Origin of the sequence: Flagellimonas baculiformis, from assembly GCF_033441575.1 — a bacterium.
In the GTDB taxonomy this organism is placed as follows: Bacteria; Bacteroidota; Bacteroidia; order Flavobacteriales; family Flavobacteriaceae; genus Flagellimonas; species Flagellimonas baculiformis.
Genome location: NZ_JAUZVW010000004.1, coordinates 265,586 through 289,945, shown reverse-complemented (window position 1 = coordinate 289,945; position 24,360 = coordinate 265,586). Strand labels below are relative to the sequence as shown.

Below are 24,360 nucleotides of genomic sequence, written 5' to 3'. Positions count from 1 at the left end.
TGATGAATTTTATCTGAATGAAATAGGCATGAATCTATTCAAAACAAGAAATGAACGCCTTAAGGATATATTAATTGACTTCGTATATGACCATTGCTATAATGAAATAGTACAAAGGATGGAAGGTGATGGAAGTTCAATCACGTACGATGACCCGTCAGTTCTTGAAGAACCAATGACAGCTCGCTTCGTTGAACAACTTAAAAACTCAAAACGATTTAGAGCCTATTACACAACTAGAGACACTGAATTTTGCCAAATACTACCTGAAAAAAAGAAATTGTCGCTAGGACTTTCTAAACGACTACAAAATTCTGGATTTAAGATTGGCTTCGAGCTAATTAAAAAAATTGAAGGTGCTCAAAAAAGAACTAATTAACAAAAGCTATTTTATAGAAGGGAATCCTATTAAATCAAGAATTAAACTAACCGAAAAAGGATTAAGACATTACCTTGATGGAAAGTCATTTGAAGACCAATATATAAATCGCAGGAACTCTAACATAGCAATTGTGATTAGCATATTTTCAATCGCTATTGCAATGATGGCGATATTTATTAATAAAATTAATTCCCCGCTAGAGTAACAATCCCCCCCGCTCGCGCGAGCCTCTTGGCTCGTGCCGAATGCAAACAGCAAGCAAAATGTTACGTGATTGGAACGAGCGTGAAGGTCGTGGCAACAATAGAGTTTTATAGCCCTTAACATATGACTTATGAAAATTGGGGAGAAATTTTATCAATTTTGCATCAAACATGGAATTGGGAAATGGGAATGGAATTTCGATTCTACCATCCCTATAACTGAACTTATTTTTTCGACTGAAGAAATTTATAAACTAAATGATTTAAAAGTTATTTTTAGTGGTGAAAAAGGAGGGTTAGTTTTAGGGAACTCACACAATGACGGTGGAATACATTTATTACAACTTGACATAGACAAAAATATAATGAAATATGTTGGAGAAATGGAGGGTTTTGAATATCTATCTTCTCCATTAAAATCCGAAAAACACTTAAACGAATTATCTGAATTAAACAATTTAACCACAGAAATTGACGTATCTAAAAAAGTAACAATTCCTAAAGGCTGTAATATAATTGATACATCAAATATTGACGTTCCTGTTATTTTACTATCTGGATTTAAACAATTTATAATTAATAAAAATTCGACATTCAATTATCTTAATAAAATTCTTGAAATAGAAAAAAAATACTAGCCCCCCCCGCTAGCGCGAGCCTCTTGGCTCGTGCCAAATGCAAACGACAAGCAAAATGTTACTTGATTGGAACGAGCGTGACGCTCGCACCAAAAATAGGCTTGAAATGATAATTTTTGAAGAATATCATTTTCTTAGCTCCAAAGTTATCTTTCTTAAAGCGGTTACTACATTTCGCATATCCTCTTTGGAAAAGACTCCTTCTTCCAAATAGAAAAGCATTTCCACTCCCATATCCAAAACATTTGCTAATTCATTGGGTGAAGCATAAGCATCTTCAAACAATTCAGAAAAAAATATGACTGTAGTATTTTTATCAAATTTCCCCATGGTCATAATAAAATGTGACCCTAATGTAGATTATATTTTTAATTCGTCATAATATATTATGACGTTTTATAGGCTTTATCTAATGACTTTTGTTTTGTTAGGATTTTTCAATGTTGACAAAGCAGGAATTATCGATAAAAATCGGCAACCGTATCAAACAACTCAGGAAGGAAAAAAACATTTCCCAAGCTGAGTTGGGAAGATTGTGCGGTCGTGACAAACAGCACATCGAACTTATCGAGAACCATAAAGTTTCCGCAAACACGTACACGCTTTACACGATAGCGAATGCTCTTGAAATTGAGTTTGTAGAATTATTTAAGTTTTGATTTCAATCCGTCCCGAATCCCATAATGGAACGAGCATGACGCCTGTCTGCCGACAGAAGCAGGCCCGCCAGCAATAGGAACCCAATAAGAAAAAGACCAGACATGAAAACATATTTAAAAATTTCAGTTTCCATTTTTTTGATTCTCTTCGCAAGGGACCGCATTGTCGCACAGGATGCCACCGAAGCCCATAAAGACTCATTAAACACGGTCATTGAGAACTATTACGAGTTGAACCTCAAAATATTTCAGGCAAACTCAACAATCGAAGATATAGATAGTGTCTTTGAGCTTTTCACAGATGATTTTGAATACGTCCATCCAAAATATGGCGGGACTTACACAAGAGAAGATCTGCACAGCGGATATGTGACGAACCAAAAAAATGGAGGTTACGACGGGACAGTCACCAATATAAAGATCATCAATAAAATCATCGGGCTGAACGCTGTAGTTGTACAAAGAATATTTGTTGAAAAAAAAGAAGATGGGATCAAGGAAGGAGAACCACAAATGACACTTTTCGAGTTCAAAAACGGAAAAATATCCCGGATCTTTGAATATTGGTAGTGAAGCCCTCCACTAGTGCGAGCCTCTTGGCCCGTGCCCAGCAATAGGGAACCGATTAAAATTGTATCTTTGAAATAAACCCTAATGCTATGGATTTAAAGACGTCCAAGTTGGAATTGATTCAGGCCATATTGAAAATCGATAATGAAACCATTATCGAAAAAATGACCCATCTGCTCCGAAAAGAGCAAGGGGATTTCTGGAATGAACTGTCCACGGAACAGCAACGAGAGATAAAAAAAGGGTTGGCGGAACTCGATGAAGGAAAAAGGGTTCCATACAATTCCTTTGTAAAGAAAATCTCTTGATGAAGGTATTTTTATCCGAGCTTGCCGAATCAAAGCTTTTAAAACTAAATGATTTTCTCATTGAAAAGTGGGGCGTCAGAGCAAGGGATAGATTCTTTCAAAAACTCGACCAAAAGATTTCCCAAATCTCATCACAACCTGAAAGCTGCCCACAATCGACCGAATTGAAGGGCCTTTACAAATGTGTGGTCACCAAACAATCTACATTTTTCTATCGCATCCTAGCGAACACAAGTGAAATTGAAATTGTCACCGTCTTTGACACCAGACAAAACCCTGACTCTTTAAAAACAGATATTCCTTCCTAAAACCAAACGCCTGCCTTTTACCTCCTGCAAATCCCAAGACTCCAGAATCTCCACCCCACGACACCACCCTGCCCAAAAAATCAGTATCTTCCCTCTTACAATCCCATCGCTACGAGACGGTTAGCTGTGATTGTACTCAAAAAACACCAACCTCCATTTTATGACACGAAAACATCTTTTGGCTTGCGCCTTTCTGATCAGCACGTTTTCCCTGTTCGCACAAACCTACATCACCCATGTGACCGTGGCCGATGTGGAAAAACAACGATTGCTGCCCGATCAGACCGTGGTGATCACCGATGGCCTGATTTCCAACATCAAAAAAAGCAGTACCGTTAAAATCCCACAAAATGCGACCGTAATCGACGGACGTGGCAAGTTCCTTTTTCCCGGCCTTGTGGATGCCCATATCCATTTCTCCCAAAATGGGGGGCTGTACACCCGCCCGGATGCCATCGACCTGAGAAAATATATGGACTACAAGGACTAGATTGCACTTGCAAGATCCGACATGGAGACCAAATTGAAGCGATACCTCCAAAACGGGATCACCACAGTGGTGGATGTGGGCTCGTCGTTCAACCTGCTCGATGCAAGAACTAATTTCAAGGACAAAGCCGCTACGCCCCAAATATTCATGACGGGGCCCCTATTGACCACCTACGAGCCGGCAGCTCTGGCAAACCTTGGAAATGACGGTGTATTTACCTTGACAAAGACCATTGAAGAAGGCATCAAGGGCGTACGGCAGCAATTGCCCCACCAACCGGACTTTATCAAAATATGGTACATCGCAGGGGCGGACGGGTTGAGTGTCGAAGAAAGTGCGCGCAAAAACCTGCCCATTGTAAAAGCGATCATTGAAGAGGCCCATAAGCACAATTTAAAGGTGGCAGTCCATGCCACGGAACGGGTCACGGCACAATTGGCCGTTGAAAACGGTGCCGATTTTTTGGTCCATAGTGTGGATGACGAGGTCATAACGGACGATTTTGTGGCTTTGCTGAAGAAAAACAACGTGGCCCTCTGCCCAACACTGGTCGTTCCGGGCGGATACATGGACACTTTTGGCCAAAAACTGGACTTTGACACCCACGACCTCCAAAAAGCCGACCCTTACCAATTGGGAACACTACTGGACCTGAAACACCTGCCCGAGACTTCGCTCATCGAGAACTATAAAACCTATGCAAACGACCCGAAGAATGTTGCCAAACTCCAAAAGAGCGATTCCATCTCCAGGGTCAACCTGAAAAAACTGTCCGATGCGGGCGTTTTGATCGTGACCGGAACGGATGCTGGAAATATTGGCACCTTGCACACATCGTCCTACCTGCCCGAACTGAAGGCCATGCAACAGAGCGGCATGAGCAACTGGGACATCATGCAGGCTTCCACTGTAAACGGAGCAAAGCTCTTCGGCAAGGAAAATGAGTTTGGAACGGTGACTACAGGAAAAAAGGCGAATCTTTTGCTCCTGGATGCGAACCCCATCGAGAATCTCGAAAATATCACCCAAATACATACAGTCTTCAATTTGGGAGAGGCTTTCAAGCCCAACGACATTCTGCAAGATTCCCCGACCGATTTGGCCCAGCGACAACTGAACGCCTATAATTTGGGGAACATCGAGGCCTTTCTGGAACCCTATGCCGAGGACGTGGAAGTCTATGCTTTCCCCAACCAATTGCTCTATAAGGGCAAAGAAACGATGAGAAAACAGTATGGCCAAATGTTCAAGAACACCCCGGACCTGCATTGTGAACTCAAGGAACGGATTGTTCAGGGCAATGTGGTGATCGACAAAGAGCGGGTTCAATTTGGCACGGAAACCGTAGAGGCGGTCGCTATGTACCACGTTGAAAACGGTAAGATCAAAAAAGTGTATTTTATTCAATAAAAAACAATCCCAAAACAAATGAAAACCATTTCCATCACCCTATTTGCTGCATTGCTTATGATGAGTTGTGGCAATTCGACCCAAAAAGAAACCACCAAAAAAACGGAAGAGAATGTGAAAAAAACCGAAGAAACCACCACCCGTCAGTTGCGCCATGTGGTGCTGTTCAAATTTAAGGAGACCTCCACCGCCGAAGATATTGAGCAGGTAAAACAGGCCTTTGATGCCCTGCCTTCCAAAATTCCGATCATCAAAGGGTACGAATGGGGGCTGAACAACAGTCCAGAAAACTTGAACAAGGGTTTTACCCACTGCTTTTTCCTCACGTTCCACAGTGAGGCCGACCGCGATGCCTATCTCCCCCATCCCGACCATAAGGTTTTTGGAGAGATTGCAGGCCCACACATCGAGGATGTCCTTGTGGTGGATTACTGGACGGAATAAATTGTGGAGTGGATCCATTCCAGCTTTTCTGTCCCAGCACAATCTTTTAAACCTACACTATGAACCGATTTGAACTGTACCTAAAGATCAAAGAAATACAATCGGACCCCATTAGGGAAATGGCCTATTATCTGGCAGATGAAAAGCGGATTGCCATCACCTCATTTGGGCTAGCTTGGTCCAATGCAACTGCACCTTGGATCTATTTTGATGTGGTTCTGGATGTGGAGGGGTTGCAATCCCAATTTGGGTTGGGCGAAAACATGGAAGTCCATGAAAACCTAGACCCTAAATCCGGACTTGAGAGGGGTTTTGTGGACCGAACAACCGGAGAAGGGTTGATGGGCAAGATTTGATTTGATGGAAAGAATTTCCAAAAAAAAGACCGCCATCAGTCTTGGGGAATCCTGATGGCGACATACATCTTATACTTCCAAAACGGCGTTCTCGGTGCCGGCATACTCGTTCCACTGGAAACGGTCCGCCTCGTCATCGTTGGTGTACGATCCGTCTATCAGATATCTGAACTCGTAGCTGTTCTCCATCGGAAGTTCGAAGGTCCCTTTGAAGGTCCCGTTCTTCAACTTCTTCAATTCGCTTGCAGTAGGGTTCCAATTGTTGAAATCGCCGACTACGGCAACGGTCTCTGCCTCATCTGCGGGAACGGTGAAGGTCACCTTGCAGATAGGCTTGCTTTTTAGGTATTGTTTCTTAATTGCCATGGTACCAAAAATTTAATTCCGGTACAAAGCAATACATAAAACTGCTTACTTACAATTAGTTAGCACCGATTTATCAAATTGATAAAATGTGCCTAACCATAAGGTTACTTTTGGCAAATTAGTTCCTGCTTTTTTACCAATTATCTTTTTGACATCCAACGCTTTAGAAGTGTACCAATCACATCAATTTCCTCCTCGGTATTGTAAAAATGGAAGCTGAGCCGTATGCCCCCACCCCGCGGTGAGGCCACGATGTTTTCCTCGTTCAGCCTGTTGAAGAGCTTTTCATCCCCTTTGATGTTGAAGATGGTGCTGTGCTGTTTTCTTTGGGCAATATGGGACTCCAAGAGGTCCAGTTCCGAAAAGGTCTGCATGGCCTTCACGGAAAGTTTTCGCAATTGGGTCTGCACATTTTCCAGACCGATATCCTCCAAAAAGTGGAGCGCAAATTCCAGACTCCCAAAGTTGAGGGAATCCAAATGGCCCGGTTCCAAGAACTTGCAGAACGAAATGTTGTTGCGCTGGGAAAGATCATTGTTCACGGAACCATTGCCAATGCCCTTCAGGTCAAATTGATCCTTCACCCCGTCCTTTACCAGAAAAAATCCGTTACCATAGCCCGCCAAGAGCCATTTGTAGGCACTGGCTCCCAAAATGTCTATGCCCGATGCCTCAAAATCAAACTCTTCAACCCCACAATATTGGGTGCCATCGGCAATGATCATCAGGTCGGGAAAATCCTTTTTCAACTCCTTTAAAAAATCAAGGTCGATGCGAACGCCGTCCACCCACTGCACCAAGCTCAGGGCCAACACGTCAATCTTTCCCGATTTGACCTTTTCACGGATGTCCGCTTCCATGTCCACATCGATATTCACATATTCCCTTTTAAAATTCCGGGTCTCGAAAGGCCAGTTCACCGACGGATAATCGTTTTGGAGCAACAGCACCGTTTTGTCCTTGAACAGGCCCTCCAGCAAGAGGTTCAGCCCCAAACTGAAGTTGGGCACCAGGGCCACATTCTCCGGACTGCAATGAAAAAACTTACCTACCACTTTCTTGATCTCGGGCATATGGGCAAATCCCTTGTTCTTCATTTTACTCCCACCGATGAGGAAGTCCAGGTCGTGTCCCTGCCGCCATTCCATCAGGTCTTCGCTCAACAGGCCCGCCGAGGCGGTATTCGCATAGATACATTGTTTGAGTACGGGGAATTTTTTTCTGAGGTTTTGCATTGCTACTGTTTTGGGTACAATTCCTTTATATTTGTTGTTAAAGATAGCCATTCCATGTTGTCATTCGGAAAAAAGAAGAAACCTGAAATAGATCTGGAACAGCACGAACTTTTGGAGAATGCCCATAAGCGCATCAAACAAAAGAAACGGCTGTTTTCCCACTTTGTGATCTTTTTGATCGGCAGTGTCTTTTTGGTGCTGATCAACAAGGTCTTGAAATATGGGGAGACTTATGATTGGTTCGTGTGGGCCATCCTCATTTGGGCATTCCTGTTCGTGGTCCACGCCGTCAATGTGTTCGTGACCCACAGGTTCATGGGACAGGACTGGGAGCGCGCCCAGCGTGAAAAACTGGTTGCATTGCAAAAGAAACGTATTGCCGAGATCCAAAAGGAAATTGAGACGGATTTCCCACTTTCCACTATCAATAAAAAAAAAGATCAATGAAGCGATTGATCATCATTGCCGCAGCTGCGGAGAACGACGCTTTGGGCAAGGACAACGATTTGGTGTGGCACCTTCCTGACGATTTCAAACGGTTCAAGATCCTCACCACGGGCCATCAAATCATTATGGGACGGAAAACCTTGGAAAGTTTCCCCAAACCGCTGCCCGATCGGGAACATATTGTGATTACCCGAGACACGGATTATACCCCGAAATTCCCTTGTACGGTGGTACACTCATTGGAAGAAGCCATTAGATTGGTCAATGAGGGGGAAACGGCGTTCATCATTGGTGGAGGTGAAATCTATAAACAGTCCATGCGGTTGGCCACGGACCTGGAACTGACCCGGGTGCACGGTATTTTTGAGGCCGACACTTTTTTCCCAAAGATTGATGAAAGCCAATGGGAGCTCGTGAGCGAGGAACACCATCCAAAGGATGATAGGCACAAGTATGCCTTTACCTATCTTACGTATCGAAGAAAAGGGTCATAGGTGGTATGTATCAGGTTAAGAGTTAAGAGTCCTGAGTTAGGAGTTTCAAGTTTATGACCTTTTTGGCACACTCGCCTGCGTGAGCGGGAATTGCACGAATACACTTGGATTTGATGTTTGAACTTGAGCTTGATGTTTTTGTCAAGTCGGAATCCTATTTATCCATTTTCTTGCCTAACTTTTCAATAATCAAAAATCAAGATAGGAAACTTGGGCCTTTGGACAGTCGATGAGACTTTTCAGTACCTCAATGTCCTTATTGGAATAAAAAATAGATGTTTGGGCACTCCCATCGGTCCGTAAAAGGGCATTCTTTTCTAAAACGGCTTTGGTCTGCCGTGCCACTGCCTCCCCAGAATCGATGATGGTGATGTCCTCGGGCAATAGTTCCTTGAGTACGGGCAGCAAATAGGGATAATGTGTACACCCCAAAACGAGACAGTCTATATGCTGTGCCAGCATGGGTTGCAAAATCTCGTCCAATAGGTCGTACATCTCCTTTGACTGGATCTTTCCCGTTTCAATGAGTTCTACCAGTCCCTTTCCCTCCTGCTCCAATACAGTGATGCCTTCGGCGAACAGTTTGGAGGTATTGTGAAAGAGGCTACTGGCGAGTGTACCCTTTGTAGCGAGTACCCCCACTTTTTTGGTCTTGGTCTGAAGTGCAGCCGGTTTGATGGCGGGCTCTATGCCGATAAATGGAACATCGTAATTGGCCCTTAAATGATCTATTGCGTTGGTGGTGGCAGTATTGCAGGCCACAACGATGATCTTACTCCCACGCTCCAATAGAAACTCCGTGTTCTTGATACTGAGCCGCTGGATTTCCTCTTTGGATTTCACGCCGTAAGGGGCATTGGCACTGTCGGCAAGGTACAAGGTATCCTCGTGGGGCAGCATTTTGTGGATTTCCTTCCAAATGGAAGTTCCGCCTACGCCTGAATCGAAGATGCCAATTGGTTTGTCCATACCCAAAAATAAAGACTAAAAAGTTCATGGAACAAAAAAACCGCTCTTCACAATGAAAAGCGGTTTTAGGAATGGTATACGGTATTGGCTTAGAAGCCCAATTCTTTCTTTACTTCGGGCAAAAGGTCTTTTCCTTTGGCCACGATAAGGCTCAATCCTGGGCTGGCATCGATCACATAGTCAAAACCTTGTGCAGCTGCCACTTTTTCGATGGCTGCTTTGGCCTTATCGGAAATCGGTGCGAACAGTTCCTGTTGTTTTTTCTGCATTTCCTGCATGGCAGCCTGCTCAGCTTCCTGAATGTTTCTTTCAAAACCTTGGAGCTCCAACGCCCTTTGCTCGTTTTCCTCGTTTGTTTTGGAGGTAGCTTCATTCTGGTATTGGGTCAATTTAGTCTGAAGCTCCTTCATGGAGTTTTGTATGTCCGCCCTGTAGGTTTCCTGCAATTTCTTCAATTCCGCCTGTGCGGCCTTCATCTCTGGCATATCGGACAGTAGTTGCTGCACATTGATGTGTGCAACTTTACTCTGTGCGCTCACAAAACCCGTAGCCGCTACAAACAATACAAGGGCCACAGCAATCCTTTTTACATTTCTCATGGTTCTAAGTTACTATTTGATATTAAATTTAGTGGTTCAATATATGTTAATCTATTGAATCTTTTTGTTGTTCCTGCGCTTTTTTCCGTTCATCCAATTTGGCATCACGTTTGGCCTCGCGCTCTTCCAATAATTTTTTTCTTCGTTCTTCGTAAGCTTTCTTACGTTCTTCCCGGAGCCTCAACTGTTCGGCCCTTCTGTCTTCCACCGCCTTGGTATTGGCCTGTTGTATGGAGTCTGTCCGTTGTTGGCGCTCCAATAAGGCCTCACTTATTTCTTCCTCTTCGTCCCCTTCCTCTTCAATGAACCTATCCAATCGGTTTTGCTGTTCTTGCTTGGTGTTGGAGGCACTTACTTTTCTGGTCCGTGCTATTTCCCTTAAAACCAAGTCGCTGACGTCATGTCTTTTTTCGGAGTACAACATTACAACATCTGCCGATTTATCAAAAATAAAATCATATCTTTTATTGGCCCCGATTTTTTGTACCTCGTTGAAAACTTGGTCCTGGATGGGCTGGATCAACAGTTGTTTCTGCATCACCAAATCTCCCTGCGGGCCAAAACGGTCCTGTTGGTAGTCCAGCATTTCCTTTTCTAACATTTGGATCTCTTCTTCCCGCTCAGCGATAAGCTCATCCGTGAGGAGCACCTTTTCCGCCATCAGGTCTTTTTTCATTTGTTCGATGGCGCTCTGCTTCAGCTCTATCTCCTGTTTCCACTTCTGCGCCTTGATGTCCAACTGCTGGGTGGCATCCCTATATTCCTCCACATTATCCAGGATATACTCCATATCCACGTATCCTATGCGCACGCCCCGTTGGGAAAACCCATAGAGGGACGACATGAGGACCACCAATGACAAAAGAACTTTTGTATTCATCTTTACTTCCGCTTTTTACATAGAAAATATCGTGCCAAAATAAACAATCCATTTAAAATGAAATGTTTATCGTTTATCAAGACATTATTTTCCCTTGATTAAAACTGCTGCCCGATGATGAAGTGCGTTTGCCAGCCGCTTGGTCCGACCGATCCTGGTCTGGCATCAGTGTCGAAGCCATATCCAAAATCGATTCCCAAGAGTCCGAATGCCGGCATAAAAATACGTAGCCCCACTCCGGCAGATCTTTTTAACTCAAACGGATTATAGTCATTAAAATTGTTGAACGAGTTCCCTGCTTCCAAAAATGTTAGTCCATAAATGGATGCAGAGGGTTTCAGGGTGAAGGGATAACGGAGCTCCAAAGAGAATTTGTTATAAACCGTGCCCCCCTCTTGTTCCAACCTTCCAGTTATGGCATTGTTGATGTATGGGGTCAAGGATTGGTTCTCATATCCACGTAACTGTACAATGTCCCTACCATCCAGCGTAAAGTTTCCGAGACCGTCACCCCCCACATAGAAACGCTCGAAGGGCACATCCCCGATATCGTGGTTATAGGCACCCAAAAAGCCAAATTCGGCATTGGTGCGTAGCACCAGTTTGTCCACCAAACGGGTGTACCAATCTCCTTTGAACTTGACCTTATAGAATTCCAACAGTTTGAACCGTTCCTCTTCTTTTTGTTCCAATTCACTACTGAGTTGAGTGTATTCCAATTGTTCTTCTGGTGTACTAGGCTCAAGCCCTATTTCTCTCAACCGATCGGTCGTTGCTTCTATGTCTTCCCTAAGCTGCTTAAAATCCTTGGAGCTAAAAAGAGAGTAAGGAGGCGTGAACTTGGCCGTAAGCTCAAAGTTGGATCCCGTCATGGGGAAAATCCTACTAGGTCCTTGGGAGCTCCTTGAAATCCCTATGGTATAGTTGAGGGAGTTGGAACTACCATTTCCAAAATTAAAAAGACCGCTCCTGTAATCGTTGAAATCGTATCTCTGATAACTCACAGCATGGGAAATGGTAAAGAAGTCATCTGGCCATTGTACCCTTTTCGCCAGTCCTGCCGAAACTCCCGTGATGGCAAAACCTCTTGATTTGTCCACATCTATCCTTCCCCGGCTGTCATAGCCGGTTGCAAATTGTTGTGTCCTTGAGAGGGAAAGGTTGAACCTTACCGGTTTCTTACCGCCCAACCAAGGTTCGGAGAAGTTCAAGCTATACACCCTAAAGGTCCTACTGGCCTGCAAACGCAGGGCAAAGGTCTGCCCATCTCCCATTGGAACGGGTTTATATGCCTCGCCGTTGAAAATGTTCTTCAATGAGAAGTTGCTGAAGGAAAGTCCCAAGGTACCGATGAAACCTCCGCCTCCAAAACCACCTTGTAGTTCTATTTGGCTGGAACCTGCCTCTACAAGACTATACTCAATATCCACAGTGCCCTCATTTGGGTTGGGGTTTTCGATATTCGGCACAATCTGTTCCGCATCGAAAAAGCCCAATTGGCCCAACTCACGGATACTCCTTACTATATTGTCCTTACTGTATTTTTGACCGGGCCGTGTGCGCAGTTCCCTAAAGATCACGTGGTCGTTGGTCTTGTCGTTGCCCACCACGGTGACGTGATCCAAAAAGGTCTCTTTACCCTCAATGATCCTTATCTCAAAATCAATGGTGTCGTTCACTGCGGAAACCTCCACAGGATTGATGCTGGAAAAGAGATATCCGTTGTTCTGATATTGGTTGGTGATATCCACGGCATCGGGCTTACTGTCGTCGGCAATCCGTTCCTTCAACAATACCCCATTATAGGTATCCCCTTTTTTGATTCCCAATATTTGGCTCAATTGCCTGTCGGTATAGACCGTGTTCCCGACAAAATCGATATCCCCAAAATAATATTTATTGCCTTCTTCCAGTTTGATCTTCAAGTCGATATTGTTCTCATCGACCTTGGTGAAGGTGTCCATCAAGATACGGGCGTCCCTGTAGCCTCTTTCGGCATAGGTGTCTATCAAATTGGAGAGGTCTTCCCTATAGTCTTCCTCGATATACTTCGACTTTTTCCAGAATCGATAAAATTTCTTCTTCTTGGTCTTTTTCAAGGATTTGCGAAGTCTCTTGTCCGAAAGTTGTTCATTGCCCTCAAACACGATCTTTCTGATCTTGACCTTGTCTCCCTTGTTCAGGTTGATGACCATGTTCTGGACATTGACGCCAGAGGTGTCCGCAGAAGTGGCTATGTTCACCTTGGCATTCAGGTATCCTTGCTTTTTGTACTTGTTCTGAAGGTAGTTCTTCGTATTGGCAATAAGACTTTCCGTTATCTTTTTGCCTTTTTTGAGGTCGGTATCGTTGATGATGTCCTCGACCTTGCGCTTTTTGACACCATACACCGTGACATTGTTCAGGGTTGGGCGCTCTTGGATATTGAGTTCCAAAAAGATCTTGTCACCTTCGATCTTGGTGTAGTACATCTCCACATTGCTGAACAGGTCAAGGCTCCACAATTTTTTGATCACTGCACTGATCTCGTCCCCGGGTACTGTTATGGGTTGGCCCACTCGTAGTCCGGTATACGTTTTTACGGTCTGCTCATTATAGCTCTGGAGCCCGGTGACCGTCAAATCTCCCAAGATATATTGCTTTCCGTCCTCAAACGAGGTTTCCTGGGCGAGGCCCTGGCCGGAAAAAAATAATAGGGGGAGAAGTAGTTTAAGGTATGAATGTATAGAGTTCCTAATACCCTTAATTGAGTTGTTCGCTAGTTTTTCCAAATCGTCGTTCTCTATTTTGGTAACTTAATATTGCTTCTACCAAATGATGCTCTCTAAAATCCGGCCAAAATACATCAATAAAATATAATTCGGCATATGCAATCTGCCAAAGCAGAAAATTGCTTATCCTACACTCGCCACTGGTGCGGATTAGCAGGTCCACATCGGGCAGGAAGTGTGCGTAAAGATGTGTATTTATAACGGCTTCGTCAATATTTTCAGGTGAAATTATATTATTTTTAACTTTGGTCGCAATCTGCTGTACGGCTGTTTTTATCTCTTCCCGCGAGCCATAGCTGAGGGCCAGGGTAACTGTCATCCCTGTATTTTTTGATGTTTTGAAAATGACCTCCTCCAATTCCTTGCGCACTTTCTCGGGCAAAGTGTCCATTTTACCGATGGCCTTCAACCGTATATTGTTCTCGTGCAAGGTCTTGAGTTCTTTCTTCAACGCGGTCACCAACAATTTCATCAAGGTGTCCACCTCAACTTTTGGTCGGTTCCAGTTTTCAGTGGAAAAAGCGTATAGGGTCAGAAAGGGGATTTGGAGCTTGGCGCAACTTTCCACGGTTTGCCTCACGGACTCCACACCATTCTCATGGCCAAAGACCCTGAGTTTGCCGCGCTGCTTGGCCCAACGACCGTTACCGTCCATGATGATGGCCACGTGTTGGGGAAGTCTGTCCTTGTTTACGTCCTCTAGTGTGTGCATTCTTATTGAAAACAATCCTGGCAGGGCTTGCGTCCAAAGGTGTACGTCAACGTAAACCCTGTAAAGACATACCAGTCATCGCTCAATATGTTCCCGAACCGGAACTGCTCATAATTGGAACCTTCGGGATTGCTTGCGTCCAAATTGTCCGTAAACGTGTACCTGGCCCCAATTTCGGCGCCGAGGATCAGGAATTGATTTAACCGATACTTTGCCCCAACCGTCATTGGAATTGCAAAACTACCTTCTTTTTGGTTAATATCCTGCACTTGAAGGGCATCAATATAATTAAAATCGTATCTGAAGTAGGTCAAACCCGTGTAAAGGTATGGTGTAAAGGCCGGTCCGAGCTTGTGCAGATTATATTCCACAAAGTTGATCTCCAGCCCCAAGGAGGCTTCCAGAACGGAATTGTCCACGATATAGGCGCGTTCCTGTCTGGATTCCATGCTGGATTTTGTGTCGTCTGCCGTAAAGTCACCATAGATGACACTGGCGCGCCATGCATATCTTTTACTCTTGTTCCATTTGAAGATTCCGCCAAAGGCCGGACCGGAAGGCAATATATAGTTTGTCCTCCCCACATCGCCCACCATATTGGCACCACCGGCAAACACCCCCACCTCATAGGTCTGGGCACTGAGCTTGACCACACAGCATAGAAAAACAGCCAAAACTATCCGCATACTATCCAAAAAATTTCACGTGTTAAGAGTAAAGGAAGGTCAATAAGTACGATGTTTGCATTGTTCTCCTTTGTTAAACAGCTTTTCGCTCCTTTTATTGTTTTTGATGGGTTCAATTGCGTCTATCTTCCCCCCAAAGCAATTTGTTGCGCAATGTTTTCAGAAAGCTCTCCGATTTGTATTCGATCATTTTTATGACAACGTCCGATTTTCTGATCTTGATTTCCTTGCCGTTCGGAATGTCGGCTATCCTGGAATCCAAGGACACCAAATGGGTCTTTTCCCTTCCGGAGACCTTGAGCCTGATCTGGGTATCATCCGAAATGACCAAGGGCCTAGCATTCAGGTTGTGCGGGGCGATCGGGGTGAGCACCAAGGACTTTGCCGTCGGCGCGATCACCGGTCCGCCGCAGCTCAGGGAGTAGCCCGTAGATCCTGTGGGCGTGGAGACGATCAGGCCGTCTGCCCAATATGAGGTCAAGTATTCATCGTTCAGGTAGGTTTCCACAGTGATCATGGATGTGGTGTCCTTTCGGCTAACGGTGACTTCGTTCAGTGCAAAGTTGAGCCCGTTGAACTCATCCAGGTCGGAATTCAGTTCCACCTCTACCAAGGCACGCTCTTCAATGGTATAGTGACCCGCCACAAATTCCGTGACCAGTTTGCGCACGTTTTCCTTTTTGAAGGTGGACAAAAAGCCCAACCTGCCCGTGTTCACCCCAACAATGGGAATGCCCAGGTCCTTAATATAGGTAACGGCCCGAAGCATGGTACCGTCCCCGCCAAAACTCACGAACATGTCAAAAGTGGAATCCAATCCTTTGGATTGGGAAAAAGTGCCTTCAATATGCCCATTGGTGGAACTGGAAATCAATCGGTTGAATTTTTCTTCCACAAAAATACTGGCATTCAGCTTCTCCAGCTCTTCCAGCAGTTCCTCCACACATTGTTTGTCTTCTTCCAGAAAAGTTTGACCGTAGATGGCTACCTTCATGCTAAACGTTAAGATATTTTTCAAGATAGTCCGATCGCTGTTTGAGATCTTCCATAAATTGATCGTCGCTGTTTCCAAAAATGATGCTGTAGTTGTATCGCCTAAAGGTCTGTGTCACCTCATTGAGGCTCTGTGTGCCGATCTTGAGGGTGATCTGCACCACATCGTTCTCGGAATCCGTGATGAAGGCGCCCAACAACCGGGCATTGTTGCTTTCCACGATCTGGGCAATCTCACTGAAGGAATAGTCCTTGATTCCCGTGGAAACCACAAGGATGGCTCCGGGCTCCCTAAAAAATGGGGTGTCGATGAAAACACTGACAATGTCCTCAAGCCGATAATAGCCCAGAATGACCTGGTTCTCATCCAAAACGGGCAAAATGTTGGACTCGTTCCTGGAGAACATTTCCAGTACATCCAGCCAAGCCGTTTCCTTGGTCACGAAGAATCCTTCCACTTCATACCTGAAATCCTCAATTTTCTTTTCAGGTTCAAAACAGGCGAGGTCGTTTTCGGACAACAGCCCCAAATAAATCCCATTTTCAGTGACGGCCACATGCGAAAAAGTGGTCTCCTCAAAAAACTTGATGACATCCTTCAAGGTTTCCGAAACCTCAAAAATGGGAACGTTGGTCACAATTTGGTCTTGTATGTGCATGACAGTTCTATTAGGTGCAAAATACTAATTTAAAATGGCAAAAGGCGTGCCTAATCCTTATTTTTGCCTCTCTAAAAAAGAAGTTTATGACAAAGTTGAGTGTCAACATCAACAAACTGGCAACTTTACGGAATTCCCGCGGCGGCAATGTCCCCAACCTGATCACATCGGCCAAGGACATTGAGTCGTTTGGCGCCCAGGGAATTACCATCCACCCCAGACCGGATGAGCGACACATCCGCTACCAAGATGCCAGGGACCTCAAGAAAATCGTTACCACCGAATTCAATATAGAAGGCAACCCAGTGCCCAAGTTCATCGATTTGGTGCTGGAAGTGAAGCCCACCCAGGTCACACTGGTTCCTGATGCGGAAGATGCCATCACTTCCAATGCCGGATGGGACACCCTAAAACACAAGGATTTTTTGGTGGACGTCATTAAAACATTCAAGGAAAATGGCATCCGGACCTCCATTTTTGTGGACCCTGATGTGGAGATGGTGAAGGGAGCCGCCAAAACGGGCACGGACCGAATAGAACTCTATACCGAGAGTTTTGCCCATCAGTTTGCCGAAGGCCAAAAAGAAAAGAGCATTGCCCCTTTTGCCGAAGCGGCGAAAATGGCGCATGAACTCGGATTGGGCATCAATGCCGGGCACGACCTCAATCTGGACAATATCAAATTTTTCAAGGAACACATCCCCCACCTTTTGGAAGTCTCCATTGGGCACGCCCTGATCTGCGAATCCATCCATATGGGACTGGAAAATGTGGTGAACATGTATCTACACCGACTGAAATAATGGAACTACTACATTCAAAAATACTGGGAGAAGGCAAACCGTTTGTGATCCTACATGGTTTTTTGGGCATGTCCGACAACTGGAAGACCCTCGGCACCCAATATGCCGAGAATGGGTACGAAGTGCATTTGCTGGACCAGCGCAATCACGGCAAAAGTTTCCATTCGCCTGATTTTGAATATGAGTTGCTCGCCAAGGACGTACAGGATTACATGGCACACCACAACATGGGTCCGGCCATTGTGATGGGGCACTCCATGGGCGGCAAAACCGCAATGCAGTTGGCCACCTCCCACCCCGAATTGGTCTCCAAACTCATTGTGGCGGACATAGCGCCCAAATTCTACCCTCCGCATCACCAAGATATCGTCAATGGGCTGTCCACATTGGATTTTGACCAAATATCCAGTCGTACCGAGGCCGATGAGATCCTCTCCAAAAGCATCAGGAATTTTGGTGTGAGGCAGTTCCTCTTGAAAAACCTGTATTGGGTGGAGCAGGGAAAGTTGGGGTTCCGCTTCAATTTTGAGGTGCTCAGGAACAAAATGGAAGAAATCGGGGACAATATCAGCCCCACGGCCCTTTACGAAGGCCCTACCCTATTTCTCAGGGGCGACCGTTCCGAATACATACAACCCACCGATCTTCCCGAGATCAAAAAACATTTCCCCAACGCCCATATTGAGACCGTGGACAATGCGGGACACTGGCTCCACGCTGAGAATCCCCAACATTTTTTTGAAAAGAGCCTCCATTTTCTAAATTCCTAAAATTTTACCCTTTTTATTATGCATGCATAATTTTTTCATCCATTTAATTGTCTGTATAACAATTTTGATATAGCTTTGGTTAATTCTGGTTTTATCAGGAACTAACTCTAACAGATTATTCGATATGAAAAAGTTTTATGCCTTACTCCCCTTTTTAGGCCTATTCTTAATTGCATGTGAGGATGATACTACCCCGACCAACCCACCAGGCCCAGACCCTGTGGAATACACCGCAGGAGCAGCAGATTTTTCCAAGTATGTTGCCGTAGGCAATTCCTTGACCGCCGGTTTCTCGGACAATGCACTCTTTATTGATGGACAAGAGGCTTCCATGCCCAACATGTTGGCTGCCAATTTTGCCCTTGTCGGCGGAGGTGAATTCAAGATACCTTATATGGCGGACAATTTGGGCGGCGCGACCATAAACGGAGAAACCGACCTGAACATGGACGGCTCTCCCGACATAGGTAACCGATTGATACTGAGCTTTGCCGCTGGACCCGCCCCCGTCCCCGTGGCCGGACAAGGAAGTACCGAAATCACCAATAAGCTTTCAGGCCCTTTCAACAATATGGGTGTTCCGGGAGCCAAAAGTTATGAGCTGTTGGCACCGGGCTATGGTAGCTTGGCCGGTTTGGCCATAGGAGTGGCCAATCCCTATTTTGTGCGGTTCTCCTCCTCAGAATCAGCTACTGTTATTGGTGATGCAGCTGCACAGAATCCCACTTTCTTTACCTTATGGACAGGTACCAACGATGTGGTTCTTTTTGCCGTTGGCGGAGGTGCAGGAGAAGATCAAACAGGAAATCTGGATCCAAGCACCTACTCCCGCGATGATATCACCGACCCCAACGTATATGCTAACGTCATGAATGGAATTTTAATGACGATGACCGCAAACGGGGCCAAAGGTGCCATTGCCAACATCCCCTACGTTACCGACATTCCCTATTTCACTACAGTACCACACAATCCCATCCCTTTGGATGCGAACACGGCAGCATTTTTGAACAGCGAGGCCGCTTATGGGGCTTACAACGCAGGCCTTCAGCAATTGCAGTCCTTGGACATCATAACAGAAGATGAGTTGGAAAAAAGAACCATTACTTTTTCCGCAGGTGAAGGCAATGCTGTGGTCATCATTGATGAGGACCTTACTGATTTGACCGGTTTCAACCCAGCATTGATCAATATGAGGCAAGCTACCGAGGAAGACCTTATGGTGCTCACCTCAAGAACGTTCATCGGCACCCTGGCCGATCCCAACAACCCCACGTCCATTAATGGGGTAGCGGTTCCTTTGGCCGACAAATGGGTTTTGACCCCTGAAGAGCAAAAAATGGTCAAGGACGCGACAGATGCGTACAACCAGACCCTTTCCGCTTTGGCCACTTCATACGATCTGGCCTTTGTAGATGCGAACGCTTTGATGACCAATATCAAAACAAACGGTGTTCAATTGGCGGACGGCAGCACTGTAACTGCGGCCTTTGCCACTGGTGGAGGGTTCTCACTGGACGGTGTCCACCCGACCCCAAGGGGCTACGCCATTTTGGCCAATGCCTTCATTGCGGCCATCAACACCAAATACGGATCAAATTTGCCCGGTGTAAATCCTTTGGATTATACTGGACTATATATTAACTAAACAACATTTTATTTCACTATCTTAAAGGCACCGTCAGAAGCGGTGCCTTTTTTAGTATCACAAAAATCTAAAACAACCCTATGAAACTTATTTTGAGACTTTTACTGAACGCCTTGGCCGTTGTGATCCTTTCCTATATCCTGCCCGGTGTGGGTGTGGACTCGATGTTCACTGCCATCATTGTCGCCGTGGTCCTGAGCATCCTGAATTTTTTGGTCAAGCCCATATTGGTTATCCTCACACTTCCCATCACCGTGCTCACCCTCGGACTTTTCCTTCTGGTTATCAATGCCATCATCATACTCCTTGCAGCAAAGCTGATAGACGGGTTTCAGGTGGTAAACTTTTGGTGGGCCATCATCTTCAGTTTATTGTTGGCTTTTTTACAGGCCATTTTGCACTCCATTTTGAAAGAGGACCAATAGAATTGATTTTGTTTGACATTCAAGCGTTTAAAAAGTTGCTACCAAATCAAAAATGCATTACTTTTGCCACCCATTTTTGAATAGCAAATTAGGTAGGAGATGAATATTACTAAAGAGCAGATTGACGATCTTAATGCAGTTGTAAAAGTCGCCATAAGCAAGGAAGACTATCAGGACAAGGTAGAAAAAATCCTAAAGGATTACAGAAAACAGGCCAATATCCCTGGTTTCAGAAAAGGTCAGGTTCCCATGGGACTGATCAAAAAGCAATATGGCAAGGCCGTTTTGGTGGATGAAGTGAACAAACTGCTCCAAGACAACTTGAACAAATACCTTACCGAGGAAAAATTGGATGTATTGGGCAATCCTCTGCCCAAGCAACAGGAAAACTTTGATTGGGACAAGGACCATCTCGATTTTGAGTTTGAACTTGGACTGGCCCCCAGTTTCGACGTACAACTCAAGACCAAAAAGGCGGTGACCCAATACAAAATTGTCGCCGACAAGAAAATGATCGACGAGCAAGTGGAGCGTATCCAGAAACAATATGGAAAACTTGTTTCCAAAAACGAAGTGGGCAAGAAGGACGAGGTTACCGGCACTTTTACCAATGAGGCCGAGGACATTGACCACAAGACCACCATCGAAATAGACAAGATCAAGGGCAAAAAAGCCTTGGAAGCCCTTACCGGAAAGAAAGTGGGCGAAACCGTGACCCTTTCCACCAAAGGACTTTTCAAGGAAGACTATCTTTTGTCCAGTGCCTTGGGCATCAACCGTGACAAAGCGGACAAATTGGACACCAACGTCACCTTCACCATCGAAGAGATCAATGAGCGCGAACCCGCTGCTTTGGACCAAGACCTGTTCGATAAATTGTTCGGAAAGGACAAGGTAACCTCTGAAAAGGAGTTGAAGGATCGCATCAAGGAAGATTCTGAAAAGCAATTTGAGCAACAGTCCGACCAGAAGTTGTTGAACGACATCACTGAAAAACTGATCGACGAGACGAAGTTTGAACTTCCTGCCGAGTTCTTGAGAAAGTGGATCCAGATCAGCGGCGAAAAACCACTTTCCGAAGATGAGGCCAAAGAAGAGTTTGAAAGATCCGAAAAAGGACTTCGTTATCAGCTTATTGAAGGCAAGATCATTCAGGAGAACAACCTTCAGGTACAGTTTGATGAACTCAAGGAATTTGCCAAAGGCTTCATCAAGTCACAAATGGCGCAATATGGCCACTTGGACCCCAAGGACGAGGAACTGGAAGGCATTGCCGCCAGGGTATTGGGCAACCAAGACGAGGTCAGAAGGCTTTCGGAGCAGTTGATGAGCCAAAAACTATTGGACCTTTACAAAGAAAAGGCCAACCTCAAGGTAAAGGAAGTCTCTTACGACGACTTTATCAAGGAAGCATATAGCTAGGCTATCGCTAAAAGAAAAATAAGTATCTTTACGGTGCCGAAAAGCAACTTTTTCGGCACCTTTTTTTTAAGATAAATCGAAAGAAATCCTATGGATTACGGAAAAGAATTCAAAAAATACGCCACCCAGCACCATGGCATGAACAGCATGCACTACGACCAGATCATGAGCAGCATGTACCCCATGAACATGACCCCGAACATCATCGAGGAAAGGCAGTTGAACGCCATTGCCATGGATGTTTTCTCCCGATTGATGATGGACCGCATCATCTTTTTGGGCACAGGGATCAACGATCAGGTAGCCAACATTGTACAGGCACAATTGCTGTTCTTGGAAAGCGCGGATGCCTCCAAGGACATCCAAATATATATCAACTCTCCGGGCGGTAGTGTGTACGCCGGATTGGGTATTTATGACACCATGCAGTTCATCAAACCCGATGTGGCCACCATTTGTACCGGTATTGCCGCATCCATGGCCGCTGTGCTGCTTTGCGCCGGACAGGAAGGCAAGCGAAGCGGGCTTACCCACTCCAGGGTAATGATCCATCAGCCACTGTCAGGAGCACAGGGACAGGCAAGCGATATTGAAATTGCAGCCAAGGAAGTGTTGAAGATCAAGGACGAACTGTACCAGATCATCGCCAAGCATTCCGGTCAACCTTTTGACAAGGTGTATGATGACAGTGACCGCGATTACTGGATGAAGGCCGATGAAGCCAAGGCATATGGAATGATCGACGAAATTTTGGCACGGGACAAATCCTAATAAATTAGATTATTAAAAAACAACCACTTAGCGCAAACCAAAACCATTTTTTTTACGTTATTGTAGGTTGAATGCAGAATATTGATGAAGTATGGCAAAGGAAAATCTGGAATGTTCTTTTTGTGGTAGGAAAAAACCGGAAACCAATTTATTGATCGCCGGGCTTGATGCGCACATCTGCGATAGATGCATCGAACAGGCCCACAGCATAGTCGCTGAAGAATCCAAACAATCCAAGAACCAAGACCTCTCTTCCGAACTGGTCCTGAAAAAGCCCATGGAAATCCACGATTTCCTGGACACTTTTGTCATTGGCCAGGAAAGAACGAAGAGAGTGATGTCGGTTGCCGTGTACAACCACTATAAAAGGCTTTTACAGCCCAAGGGCAAGGACAATGAGGTAGAGATCCAGAAGAGCAACATCATCATGGTGGGGCAGACCGGGACCGGAAAAACCCTTATCGCCAAGACCATAGCCCGCATGCTGAACGTGCCTTTGGCCATTGTGGATGCCACCGTGCTCACGGAGGCCGGTTATGTGGGTGAGGATGTGGAAAGCATACTCACCCGTTTGTTGCAAGCGGCGGATTACAATCTGGAGAAAGCGGAAAGGGGCATTGTTTTCATCGATGAGATTGACAAGATTGCCCGAAAAAGTGACAATCCTTCCATAACCCGTGATGTTTCCGGGGAAGGTGTGCAGCAAGGACTGTTGAAACTTTTGGAAGGTACCGTTGTGAACGTTCCGCCCAAAGGTGGGCGCAAGCACCCCGACCAAAAGTTCATCGAGGTGAACACCGAGAACATCCTTTTTGTGGCGGGCGGTGCATTTGACGGTATCGAACGTATCATCACCAAACGCTTGAACATGCAGGCCGTTGGCTACAGCGCTTCCAAAGCGGAGGACAAACTGGACAGTGAGAACATCCTGCAATACATCATCCCAAAAGACCTGAAGGAATTTGGGCTCATCCCTGAAATCATCGGTAGGCTACCTGTGCTCACCCACATGAATCCTTTGGATGCCGTAACTTTGCGCGCCATTTTGACCGAGCCAAGGAATGCCATCATCAAACAATACGAAAAGCTGTTCGCCATGGATGGTATTTCGTTCACCATCACGGAACAAGCACTTGACTATATTGTAGAAAAGGCGGTGGAGTACAAATTGGGAGCCCGTGGACTGCGTTCGCTCTGCGAGGCCGTTTTCACCGATGCCATGTTCACCCTGCCAAGCAGTGACGAAACCGAATTCAAGGTCACCAAGGCCTACGCCGAGAAAATGCTCTCCTACGAGACCATCAAAAAACTGAAAGTGGTATCCTAGACCCTTTAGGGTCTAAACCGCTTTCTTGGTAACCACTTGTGTCACTTGCTCCAAAAGCCCTAGGCATACTTCTGAAATGATTTTTTCATCAGTGTAAAGGCTATGCCCAAAATGGGGAACCACAGTGAGGTCCACCCCTATTTCCTGTGCCCATTTTTGGCTGGGCATAAACTCGTCATGTGCCCCATAGATCAAGTTCAGTGGCACGTTTGGCCTTTGGCTTTCCAACCTGATCCGTGTAGCCGATAAGGAAGTAAGGGATTTCATGGGCAATCCTTGAAGTGCGGCTTTATAGGCAATGGTCCCTCCAGTGCTGAAGGCCAAGTAATGTGCAGGGTTTGTTTCTTTTTTGAGCAATTGGGCTACTGCTGTGTCAATCCCACCTTCAACAAAGGCCTTGTGGATGTTCTCTTCCGTGCCAAGCGGCACATCAATGCCCCCTAGTTGTTGGCAATCGTGGAACACGATGTCATAATACTGCTGGAGGTATCCAAAATAAGAGGCTATCCAAAGTCCTTTTTTAGCGCCCCACATGTCGGAGATGACTACCAATTTTTCTGTCATTATTCAATGGTTTAGTGTTTATCAAATGTTTGATGGGGGAAATTTCATCAA

The 24,360-nt window shown here is 45.4% G+C and carries 31 protein-coding genes; 19 read left to right on the top strand and 12 right to left on the bottom strand.

The window, feature by feature from the left end:
* Positions 1-28 precede the first annotated feature (28 nt).
* Entirely contained in the window at positions 29-379 is a 351-nt protein-coding gene (locus SD450_RS08080; RefSeq protein ID WP_318344077.1) for a hypothetical protein, read from the top strand.
* Between the two features lie 337 nt (positions 380-716).
* Entirely contained in the window at positions 717-1,223 is a 507-nt protein-coding gene (locus tag SD450_RS08075; protein WP_318344076.1) for a hypothetical protein, read from the top strand.
* 126 nt (positions 1,224-1,349) lie between these two features.
* Here SD450_RS08075 and SD450_RS08070 read toward each other — a convergent pair whose 3' ends face one another.
* Positions 1,350-1,553 (bottom strand): hypothetical protein, encoded by a 204-nt coding sequence (locus SD450_RS08070; RefSeq protein ID WP_318344075.1) that lies wholly within the window; start codon positions 1,551-1,553, stop codon positions 1,350-1,352.
* Positions 1,554-1,663: 110 nt separating this feature from the next.
* On the opposite strand from SD450_RS08070, the gene SD450_RS08065 reads away from it, so the two are divergent.
* The 8 genes from SD450_RS08065 to SD450_RS08030 all read left to right on the top strand — a co-directional run bounded on the left by SD450_RS08065 (position 1,664) and on the right by SD450_RS08030 (position 5,768).
* A complete protein-coding gene (locus tag SD450_RS08065) occupies positions 1,664-1,882 on the top strand; it encodes a helix-turn-helix domain-containing protein (RefSeq protein WP_318344074.1) in 219 nt (72 codons plus the stop codon).
* 102 nt (positions 1,883-1,984) lie between these two features.
* Positions 1,985-2,452, top strand: a complete 468-nt coding sequence (locus tag SD450_RS08060; RefSeq protein ID WP_318344073.1) for a nuclear transport factor 2-like protein — start codon at positions 1,985-1,987, stop codon at positions 2,450-2,452.
* A gap of 89 nt (positions 2,453-2,541) precedes the next feature.
* Entirely contained in the window at positions 2,542-2,760 is a 219-nt protein-coding gene (locus SD450_RS08055; protein ID WP_318344072.1) for a hypothetical protein, read from the top strand.
* On the top strand, positions 2,760-3,068 hold the full coding sequence (locus tag SD450_RS08050) for a type II toxin-antitoxin system RelE/ParE family toxin (protein ID WP_318344071.1): 309 nt from the start codon (positions 2,760-2,762) through the stop codon (positions 3,066-3,068). The genes SD450_RS08055 and SD450_RS08050 overlap by 1 nt, the downstream gene beginning before the upstream one ends.
* 160 nt (positions 3,069-3,228) lie before the next feature.
* The gene (locus tag SD450_RS08045) at positions 3,229-3,558 is read left to right on the top strand and encodes an amidohydrolase family protein (protein WP_318344070.1); all 330 of its coding nucleotides are present in this window, start codon (positions 3,229-3,231) and stop codon (positions 3,556-3,558) included.
* 21 nt (positions 3,559-3,579) lie between these two features.
* Complete coding sequence (locus SD450_RS08040) at positions 3,580-4,968, top strand: amidohydrolase family protein (RefSeq protein ID WP_318344069.1); 1,389 nt, start codon at positions 3,580-3,582, stop codon at positions 4,966-4,968.
* An 18-nt stretch (positions 4,969-4,986) separates the two neighbouring features.
* Positions 4,987-5,412: a Dabb family protein gene (locus SD450_RS08035; RefSeq protein WP_318344068.1), complete on the top strand. Its 426-nt coding sequence runs from the start codon at positions 4,987-4,989 to the stop codon at positions 5,410-5,412.
* Positions 5,413-5,471: 59 nt separating this feature from the next.
* The gene (locus tag SD450_RS08030; RefSeq protein ID WP_318344067.1) at positions 5,472-5,768 is read left to right on the top strand and encodes a hypothetical protein; all 297 of its coding nucleotides are present in this window, start codon (positions 5,472-5,474) and stop codon (positions 5,766-5,768) included.
* A gap of 69 nt (positions 5,769-5,837) precedes the next feature.
* On the opposite strand, the gene SD450_RS08025 is transcribed toward SD450_RS08030, so the two are convergent.
* Together SD450_RS08025 and SD450_RS08020 are read right to left on the bottom strand one after the other, a co-directional pair.
* Positions 5,838-6,134, bottom strand: coding sequence for an isoamylase early set domain-containing protein (locus SD450_RS08025; protein ID WP_108424352.1), 297 nt, complete (start codon positions 6,132-6,134; stop codon positions 5,838-5,840).
* Between the two features lie 140 nt (positions 6,135-6,274).
* Entirely contained in the window at positions 6,275-7,369 is a 1,095-nt protein-coding gene (locus tag SD450_RS08020; protein WP_318344066.1) for an aminotransferase class V-fold PLP-dependent enzyme, read from the bottom strand.
* A 54-nt stretch (positions 7,370-7,423) separates the two neighbouring features.
* On the opposite strand from SD450_RS08020, the gene SD450_RS08015 reads away from it, so the two are divergent.
* Both SD450_RS08015 and SD450_RS08010 read left to right on the top strand, forming a co-directional pair.
* Positions 7,424-7,816, top strand: a complete 393-nt coding sequence (locus SD450_RS08015; RefSeq protein ID WP_318344065.1) for a 2TM domain-containing protein — start codon at positions 7,424-7,426, stop codon at positions 7,814-7,816.
* The gene (locus SD450_RS08010) at positions 7,813-8,310 is read left to right on the top strand and encodes a dihydrofolate reductase (RefSeq protein ID WP_318344064.1); all 498 of its coding nucleotides are present in this window, start codon (positions 7,813-7,815) and stop codon (positions 8,308-8,310) included. Before SD450_RS08015 ends, SD450_RS08010 begins: the two co-directional genes overlap by 4 nt.
* A 189-nt stretch (positions 8,311-8,499) precedes the next feature.
* Here the strand turns inward: SD450_RS08010 and murI are convergent, their stop codons facing one another.
* The 8 genes from murI to SD450_RS07970 all read right to left on the bottom strand — a co-directional run bounded on the left by murI (position 8,500) and on the right by SD450_RS07970 (position 16,579).
* On the bottom strand, positions 8,500-9,279 hold the full coding sequence (gene murI, locus SD450_RS08005) for a glutamate racemase (RefSeq protein ID WP_318344063.1): 780 nt from the start codon (positions 9,277-9,279) through the stop codon (positions 8,500-8,502).
* 89 nt (positions 9,280-9,368) lie between these two features.
* Entirely contained in the window at positions 9,369-9,878 is a 510-nt protein-coding gene (locus SD450_RS08000; protein ID WP_318344062.1) for an OmpH family outer membrane protein, read from the bottom strand.
* 46 nt (positions 9,879-9,924) lie between these two features.
* Positions 9,925-10,758, bottom strand: a complete 834-nt coding sequence (locus SD450_RS07995) for an OmpH family outer membrane protein (RefSeq protein ID WP_318344061.1) — start codon at positions 10,756-10,758, stop codon at positions 9,925-9,927.
* A 98-nt stretch (positions 10,759-10,856) separates the two neighbouring features.
* Positions 10,857-13,529: a BamA/OMP85 family outer membrane protein gene (locus tag SD450_RS07990; RefSeq protein ID WP_404828233.1), complete on the bottom strand. Its 2,673-nt coding sequence runs from the start codon at positions 13,527-13,529 to the stop codon at positions 10,857-10,859.
* On the bottom strand, positions 13,501-14,241 hold the full coding sequence (locus SD450_RS07985) for an isoprenyl transferase (RefSeq protein ID WP_318344060.1): 741 nt from the start codon (positions 14,239-14,241) through the stop codon (positions 13,501-13,503). Before SD450_RS07985 ends, SD450_RS07990 begins: the two co-directional genes overlap by 29 nt.
* Positions 14,242-14,243: 2 nt before the next feature.
* Entirely contained in the window at positions 14,244-14,927 is a 684-nt protein-coding gene (gene porG / locus SD450_RS07980; protein ID WP_318344059.1) for a type IX secretion system protein PorG, read from the bottom strand.
* A 112-nt stretch (positions 14,928-15,039) separates the two neighbouring features.
* Positions 15,040-15,921 carry an NAD kinase gene (locus SD450_RS07975; protein ID WP_318344058.1) on the bottom strand — a complete coding sequence of 294 codons (882 nt, stop codon included), beginning with the start codon at positions 15,919-15,921 and terminating at the stop codon, positions 15,040-15,042.
* Between the two features lies 1 nt (position 15,922).
* Complete coding sequence (locus SD450_RS07970) at positions 15,923-16,579, bottom strand: CBS domain-containing protein (protein WP_318344057.1); 657 nt, start codon at positions 16,577-16,579, stop codon at positions 15,923-15,925.
* An 86-nt stretch (positions 16,580-16,665) separates the two neighbouring features.
* On the opposite strand from SD450_RS07970, the gene SD450_RS07965 reads away from it, so the two are divergent.
* The 7 genes from SD450_RS07965 to clpX all read left to right on the top strand — a co-directional run bounded on the left by SD450_RS07965 (position 16,666) and on the right by clpX (position 23,745).
* A complete protein-coding gene (locus tag SD450_RS07965) occupies positions 16,666-17,382 on the top strand; it encodes a pyridoxine 5'-phosphate synthase (protein ID WP_318344056.1) in 717 nt (238 codons plus the stop codon).
* The gene (locus tag SD450_RS07960; protein WP_318344055.1) at positions 17,382-18,152 is read left to right on the top strand and encodes an alpha/beta fold hydrolase; all 771 of its coding nucleotides are present in this window, start codon (positions 17,382-17,384) and stop codon (positions 18,150-18,152) included. The genes SD450_RS07965 and SD450_RS07960 overlap by 1 nt, the downstream gene beginning before the upstream one ends.
* A gap of 124 nt (positions 18,153-18,276) precedes the next feature.
* Positions 18,277-19,800, top strand: coding sequence for an SGNH/GDSL hydrolase family protein (locus tag SD450_RS07955; protein ID WP_318344054.1), 1,524 nt, complete (start codon positions 18,277-18,279; stop codon positions 19,798-19,800).
* Between the two features lie 80 nt (positions 19,801-19,880).
* Positions 19,881-20,225 carry a phage holin family protein gene (locus SD450_RS07950; RefSeq protein ID WP_318344053.1) on the top strand — a complete coding sequence of 115 codons (345 nt, stop codon included), beginning with the start codon at positions 19,881-19,883 and terminating at the stop codon, positions 20,223-20,225.
* A 99-nt stretch (positions 20,226-20,324) separates the two neighbouring features.
* Positions 20,325-21,647: a trigger factor gene (gene tig / locus SD450_RS07945; RefSeq protein ID WP_318344052.1), complete on the top strand. Its 1,323-nt coding sequence runs from the start codon at positions 20,325-20,327 to the stop codon at positions 21,645-21,647.
* A gap of 90 nt (positions 21,648-21,737) precedes the next feature.
* Positions 21,738-22,418 carry an ATP-dependent Clp endopeptidase proteolytic subunit ClpP gene (gene clpP, locus SD450_RS07940; protein WP_318344051.1) on the top strand — a complete coding sequence of 227 codons (681 nt, stop codon included), beginning with the start codon at positions 21,738-21,740 and terminating at the stop codon, positions 22,416-22,418.
* Positions 22,419-22,509: 91 nt separating this feature from the next.
* Complete coding sequence (clpX, locus tag SD450_RS07935) at positions 22,510-23,745, top strand: ATP-dependent Clp protease ATP-binding subunit ClpX (RefSeq protein ID WP_318344050.1); 1,236 nt, start codon at positions 22,510-22,512, stop codon at positions 23,743-23,745.
* A 12-nt stretch (positions 23,746-23,757) separates the two neighbouring features.
* On the opposite strand, the gene SD450_RS07930 is transcribed toward clpX, so the two are convergent.
* Complete coding sequence (locus tag SD450_RS07930; protein WP_318344049.1) at positions 23,758-24,309, bottom strand: alpha/beta fold hydrolase; 552 nt, start codon at positions 24,307-24,309, stop codon at positions 23,758-23,760.
* Between the last annotated feature and the right edge of the window lie 51 nt (positions 24,310-24,360).